The 7,150-nt window shown below is 36.1% G+C and carries 4 protein-coding genes and 1 pseudogene; 2 read left to right on the forward strand and 3 right to left on the reverse strand.

The features are described from left to right. Positions 1-795 precede the first annotated feature (795 nt). A complete protein-coding gene (gene ltrA, locus ABE34_RS05535) occupies positions 796-2,568 on the forward strand; it encodes a group II intron reverse transcriptase/maturase (RefSeq protein ID WP_197139928.1) in 1,773 nt (590 codons plus the stop codon). Positions 2,569-2,823: 255 nt separating this feature from the next. After that, a complete protein-coding gene (locus ABE34_RS05540; RefSeq protein ID WP_197141020.1) occupies positions 2,824-3,156 on the forward strand; it encodes a hypothetical protein in 333 nt (110 codons plus the stop codon). Between the two features lie 270 nt (positions 3,157-3,426). Here the strand turns inward: ABE34_RS05540 and ABE34_RS05545 are convergent, their stop codons facing one another. The 3 genes and pseudogenes from ABE34_RS05545 to ABE34_RS05555 all read right to left on the reverse strand — a co-directional run. Continuing rightward, positions 3,427-4,641 (reverse strand): MFS transporter, encoded by a 1,215-nt coding sequence (locus ABE34_RS05545; protein WP_197141021.1) that lies wholly within the window; start codon positions 4,639-4,641, stop codon positions 3,427-3,429. Continuing rightward, the gene (locus tag ABE34_RS05550) at positions 4,634-5,680 is read right to left on the reverse strand and encodes an ArsR family transcriptional regulator (RefSeq protein WP_197141023.1); all 1,047 of its coding nucleotides are present in this window, start codon (positions 5,678-5,680) and stop codon (positions 4,634-4,636) included. Before ABE34_RS05550 ends, ABE34_RS05545 begins: the two co-directional genes overlap by 8 nt. A 126-nt stretch (positions 5,681-5,806) precedes the next feature. Continuing rightward, positions 5,807-6,889, reverse strand: a pseudogene (locus tag ABE34_RS05555) (IS110 family transposase); the annotation flags it as partial. Positions 6,890-7,150: the final 261 nt, after the last annotated feature.

The following is a 7,150-nucleotide window of genomic DNA, read 5'->3' on the forward strand; positions in this document are numbered from 1 at the left end:
GTGCGAAATGTTTCTAGTTTAAATTGAGAATGGTCACATTACTCAGGTAAAGGCTAGACAGTTCCTTTCGGAACTGAAGGGTTATATCGAAGAATCAAATGATGAGGTAACGCTCGGAAGGGTTCTCTCTTAGTCGAATAGCACTGGATTTAGTAAGAATGATTGTGTTATAAGCTCGGTGAAAAGGCGTGAGAAATTACCGTACCAGGTCCGCTGACGAAAGCCTACTCGAGGGAGTGGTGTAATTCATGATGCTTGAGTTGAATGAATATGGTGAGAATGCAAATAAACCGAAAAGAAATGGTTAAGCTGACGAACTTCTGAATGTACGGGTCTAGAACTGCGATACATAGAAATGTGTATATCACCAAATTGTGAGGTTAGATGTGGGTGAGTAAGACTAACTAATATGAAAATCCATGATACGTTACAGGCGTATGTATCTAACAGGCTTAGAGGAAGCACCTAAGTTCATTCTATAATAGATATAATTCAACGTTTTAAGCTGATAACGTGGAGGGCTTACTCCCCTAAGAAACGTTGACAAGGAAAGCAATAATGATACTAGTTACTGTATAACTTGCCTTTATATCAGTGAAAGTGGTGGCACAGTACCAATGAAGTGTCTAATCCACATGGAGGGATAGCCACTAGACTAATAAAGATTTATTCAACCAAGTAAGGCAGTTCTTTATCGATTAATAAGGTTCTTGTGAGACTAATAGAGGTTTAACTCCAAAAGGAGTCACCGACTTATTGAAACGGAAGAAACTGAGACACAATGAGTATTATAGTATGCAAGATTGTTTTGATACACTCTACGCTCAAAGTGTTTGTGGTCATCATTTCTATAACTTAACAGAATTAATGAGTTCTAAGGATAATATACGTCTTGCCTACCGAAACATCAAAAGAAATACAGGTAGCAAAACTGCGGGAATCGATAAATTAACAATTAATGATATTCTGCATTTACCAGTTGTAGATGTAATAGCTAAAGTTCAAGGTATGTTCAAATGGTATGAACCACAACCAGTTAGACGGGTTTTCATTCCAAAAGGAGTAGATAAAACTAGACCTTTAGGGATACCGACGATATGGGATAGAATTTTTCAACAATGTGTACTGCAAATTTTAGAGCCAATCTGTGAAGCTAAATTCCATAAACATAGTTATGGTTTTAGACCAAATCGCAACACTCATCATGCCAAAGCTAGACTTGAATTTCTCATTAACCAATCTGGACTACATTATTGTGTTGACGTAGATATTAAAGGTTTCTTCGATAATGTAAATCATAGCAAACTTTTAAAACAAATGTGGTCAATAGGCATTAGGGATAAATCCCTTCTTTCTATTATATCTAGGTTATTAAAAGCAGAGATTGTAGGAGAAGGTATTCCTACAAAAGGAACACCGCAAGGTGGTATTCTTTCACCTTTATTATCTAACATTGTGTTAAATGAATTGGATTGGTGGGTTAGTGACCAATGGGAAACATTTGAAAGCAATTATACGTATTCGACTAATGGTAGTAAGTATCAGCAATTAAAGAAATCGAGTTTGAAAGAGTGTTTTATTGTCCGTTATGCGGATGATTTTAAGGTGATGTGCCGAACAAGGTCACAGGCAATTAAAATAAATTATGCATTAAAAGAATTCTTGAAAAAGAGATTACACTTGGAGACGAGTGAAGAAAAATCAAAGGTCGTGAACTTAAAGAAAAACTCTTCAGAGTTTCTAGGATTTACAATAAAAGCCATAAGAAAAGGTAAGACCAGATTTGGTTTCGTAGCAAAGTCTGATATGTCAAAAAAGGCTAAAGCAAATGCCTTTCAAAAGATTAAAGAAGCGATAAAAGTAATCAAGAGAAAACCCTGCATTCAGACCGTTTGGAATTTTAATACCGTTGTAATGGGTATCCAAAACTATTACTCAGCTGCAACTCAAATTACAATTAACTTGAATGAGTTAAATCTATATCTACGCAAGACGTTATACAATCAACTAAAGAATATTCGAACAGAGGCAAGTTTTCATGAGATGTCAAAGACATTACAGAAGCGATACAAAGGATATAAGTCCAAACTATTTAAAATACAAAATATGGTCTTTGTCCCCATCCATGCGCAACGATGGAGAAAAACACTTGGTTTCTCCCAAGTGATATGTAACTATACTGCCGAAGGCAGAGCAAAAATTCACAATAGCCTAAAGGCTATCAATAAAAATACGCTTTCTTACGTCATGAGAAACTACATTCCAAACAGATCTATTGAATATAACGACAACAGAATAAGTAAGTTTATTGCCCAGTATGGCAAATGTGCAATTTTAGGTGAAGAATTAGGTATTATCGACTGGCATTGTCATCATATTAATCCTTTTCACATTTCAAAAGATGATAGCTACTCAAATTTAATAGTTTTGAATAAGGCTATACATCAACTTATACATTTGAAAGACAAAGTAAAAATTGAAAAGTTCCTAAAAGCTGTAAAGCTTACAAATAAGCAATTAGAAAAAGTAAATAACTTACGACTGAAATGTAACAATGAAATAATCTAACTTTGGAAAATCTTCACTCGGCTGCTTAAAACATAGAAAGAATAAATTGGATTAGTTGGAACGCCGTATGCGGTGAAAGTCGCACGTACGGTGTGAACAGGGGGAAAAGCCAGCGATAACTTCAAAGGCTTACCTATCTGTATGAAGAAGGAATATCTTTAAATGATATTTACAGGGGTATGTATGACTTTAGTTTAAATTTTTCTAATTTTTTCCATAAAAAGTGGTAAACTATAAAAATGGAGGCGATACTGAATGGAATTTAAACTTGGAAATGGTGCTATTATGCTTCCCCCTTTACACATTACGATTATTGCAATAATTATTATTTTCTTTTTAGTAAGGTGGAGTAAGCAGTTAGAAACAAGACGTTTTACGATTTTCTTTTACTTTCTAATAAGCACTTACATTACTCCAATTTATTCTCGTAGTACAAAAGAAGGTGACTTTCAGCTATGGTTTCCGTTGGGATTTATCTTTGTTTTCTTTTACTTATTCCGCAGCGAAAGAAACCATCCATCTAAAATAAAAGCAAGTATTTTAGGACTTTGCATAGCTTTATATCAGTTAATTCTTCAATATGTCTGATAGTTTTTGGTATTTCACTAGCGGGGGCTTTAGCAGAACAAGGCTGCCTTTGGGGTAGCTTTTTCCTAATTGAACTAACGGTGCAGGTTAGTTGAATAAGACTCATTTAATTAATCGAACCTTTTTATAAAATCTCATATTTAGTTAGAAAGATTAACTCCATTTTGTTCAATATTTTCAAAATGGAGTTTTTGCATTTGCTGATAAATAAAGCTGAAGGTGATTTATTTATCAATCTTTATTCTAAAGCTACATTTACTTGTTTGTTTTTTATTTTTTATTTGTAAGTAAATCTTTATTTGGTTGGGAAAATGAAGCAAAGAGGTGAAATAATCCAGGTAAAACGATTAACATACCAACAATTGCATATATTTGACGCGTACTTAAATCTACAAATGTTGAGGAAGCAAACAATATCCCTAATGGCATGGTAACTCGAATGAATAGTAGTCGAACTGCACTTAGTTGGGTTAAACGATCTCTAGGAGCTTCACGCTGAAAAATTGCTGCACTTTGAGCATTGAATAAAGGAAATACCATTCCCCCAAACAATTCACACACCCATGCAATAGGAACTGAATTTACAAAAAACAAGAGTACGAATGAAAGACCTCCTCCTATTAAACCGAGGTACATAGTTTGATAAGTTTTTGGTAACTTCGTGAGTAGTACCATACCAACGGCATAACCGACTGGGAAAGACCCAGAAAAGATCGCATATTCCCAAGAATGACCATTAAGGTCTCCTCGTATAAAAGGAATACTTAAAACCATCGTTGCTCCAACCGCAAATTGTACCGTGGAAGAAAGAATGGTAAGTCGAAAAAGATTTGGATATTTAAAGAATGTTCGATAGCCTTCCTTCATTTCTGCCCACCAAAATTTCTTTGTCCAAGTTGCCACTTTCTTCTTACTTGATCGAGGGATACGTGAAAGTGCGAGAAAGCTGACGATGAACATAATAGATGAAAATCCATATATGAAATGTATAGGACTAACCAACAGCAATAATGAAGTTGCTCCAGGAGCGATAAAACTCATAAGTCGAATAGTTCCATCTAGTAATGCATTTGCTTCTACAAGTCCTTTCTCTTTACAAATTTCTGGTAGAAGTGAAAAAGATAGACTTGCATAAATTGGTTGCATCAAGCCTAACAAACATTGTAAAATGACTAATCCTAAAATGGTTCCCACGTCTGTACCAATTAAATAACCAACAAGTGGAAGGATGTAGGCTCCAGCACGAATCAACTGTATGTTTTGAAGCATTTTCTCCTTTACAACATGGTTTAGGAAAGGCGCAGTAATGCCTTGTAAAATTAAAGAGGGGATAAAATATACAAGCCAAAGTACACCCATCCATTCCCTTGATCCTGTCAATTCATATAGTAACAATCCATTAATGATTCCTCCAGCTGCTCCACCAAATTCAGATACAATTTCACCTATCCAAAGTGCTTTAAATGACTTAGAGAATTTATTCATTTGTGAACCCTAGGTACTGAGTGAGTCGTCCGGAAAAAGCGTTAATCTGCGTTAGATTTGCTGAATAGATCCCTTTATCAACACGAATAAACTTTGCTGCTTTCAATATAGAAAGTTGGTGATGTAGTGTTGTTTTAGACGTATTAAACTGCACGCTCAACTCTTGAAGTGATAAAGGTCCCTTTAGAAGTTGATAAAGCAATTTTAATCGAAGTTCATCCCCTAAGGCCTTATGACCACGAATTAACTCATTCGATGGAACACCAGGCTCTAACAAATATTCTTCCTTTAAAGGATAAAAGAAAAGTTTAGTATCAGGTGTGCGTTTTTCTAAGATCCAAGGGCGATAAGATACGTGTGGAATTAATTTGACATTCCAGACAGAAGGTTCAGGGAGATACTTGATTCCACCCGTAATTCGTTCGATTTCCTCAATAGGATTTGTTATATCCAATGATTTGTATTGTTTCTGTTCAAAAGCAAGCGCATGAGTCCATTTTCCCCATTCTTCTTGTTGGCTTACCCACCTATACCACTCAAACAATGTATTGTTGAATAAGTCACAAATTTCTTGTTGTGAATAACGATTAAGATTACGCACATACCCACCTAAGTAATTGTGGTCTTCAAAATATGTCGCATACTTTTCAAATAATTCATCTCGATGATGTTCAGTGGCTGTCGCTTTTCTTATAGGCTCTGTATTCCGATCTTTGTACGGCAAAAGTATGTCATAAAAGCAAGCAATTGGAATTTCTGAAAGTTGATTCGAAAAATCTTGAACAGATGATGCAGATAGTTTGTCTTGAAGCATAATCAACCCATACCATAAATTGGTCTCCTCAATTACCTTCAAATGTTTTAATAATGATGAAGGCATTGAATCTTGCTCTGATATCCACTTTTCATCTAAATCGAATGTATGTCGAAGTTGTCCGTGTGTGTACCCTGCAATACCAAGTATCACTTCCCAAACAGGTGAGGATTCTACTTGTAAGGAAATGCTTTCAGCTGGATATGGAGAATGAAGGTGTTTCATAAAAGAGCCTCCTTATTTTGTATTTATTTCATTCTAATATAATGGAATTTTTTATTCAATATATTTGGAATAATATAAATAAAAAAAGAAGTTGTAGCTTTGTAAAATATCAATTCTATAAAATTATAGAAAATAAGCAATACGTAAGATGGCATGAGCAACGGATATTCCAGCTCGTTTTTTACCCTTTCGAGTTGCAGTCCGTCTATATAATGCGCCTAGATAGGTTTTAGATCCTCTGACCGAATGAGCTGCTTCGATTAGAGCCGATTTCAAGTATTTATTGCCTTTTTTCATAGTAGAGGATTTCCTTTTTCCTGCACTTTCATTGTGTCCAGGTACTAGTCCTGCCCAAGAACAGAGATGTGCTGCACTTGGAAATTGCTGTTTTACATCAGTTCCGATTTCAGCTAGGATTTGTTCCGCCATTCGAGTGGCGATCCCTGGAATAGAATCCAATCTTTCGATATCTTCTTGGTGTGTAGAAAGTCGGCAAGCTACTTCTTGATTTAACAATTCAATTTGTACAGTCAGAAAATCAATATGAGTAAGAATGGTTTTAATCATTAGTCGTTGATGTGGTTGGATATAGCCACGAAGTGCGAGTTCAAGTTCTGCTTTTTTCTTTTTCATTGAACGTCTAGCGAAACCAGCCAACTTTTCTGGATCATTTTCACCTTCGGCAATGGCACGAAGCATATCAAGAGAAGAAACTCCCATCACATCTGATACAACAGAACCAAGTTTAATATTCGCACCTTCGAGTACCTTTTGAATGCGGTTATGTTGTCTCGCACGTTCTTCAATCATACTCCGACGATACCGAACTAATTCTCGTAATTCACGTTGGGTGCGATTTGGAATGAAACTAGCTTTTAGTAATCCATGACGAAGTAACTTGGCGATCCATTCCGCATCTTTAACATCAGTCTTACGACCGGGAACCGCTTTGATATGTTGGGCATTCACAACTAAAAATTCGATATTCTCAGCCTCTAGTATGTTTACAATAGGCTTCCAAAATACACCTGTACTTTCCATAGCTACGTGAGTACAACCGTGTTCTTTAATCCAATCGATTAATTGCAATAAAAAAACCGTTTTAGTAGAAAAACTTTGAATCATTTTGCCTTCTGGTGTCATAATACATGCGGTAATCGAATCCTTATGAATATCCATACCACATGCACGTTCAATGATGACTTCCATTAGAAACATCCTTTCTACGGCCAATCAAATTAGAGGCTGGTGCAGCAACCTGAGTAGGATGAATCTCCCATGAGTGCTTCCCGTGAGGGAGCGACAGTCAGTGATACACCGTGGTCGTTGGAGTCAGACTAACGGAAGGGCTCAAGGCACCATAGTTTATCGACCTTCCTCTCCCAGCCGTAGTATACAATACCCGTTCTGAGTACATTTTCATCTTCTGTGGTGTAGCGCTGGTTTTTGCGCTACATGGATGGCTAACGG

Origin of the sequence: Lysinibacillus sphaericus, from assembly GCF_015844675.1 — a bacterium.
Lineage (GTDB): Bacteria > Bacillota > Bacilli > Bacillales_A > Planococcaceae > Lysinibacillus > Lysinibacillus sphaericus_E.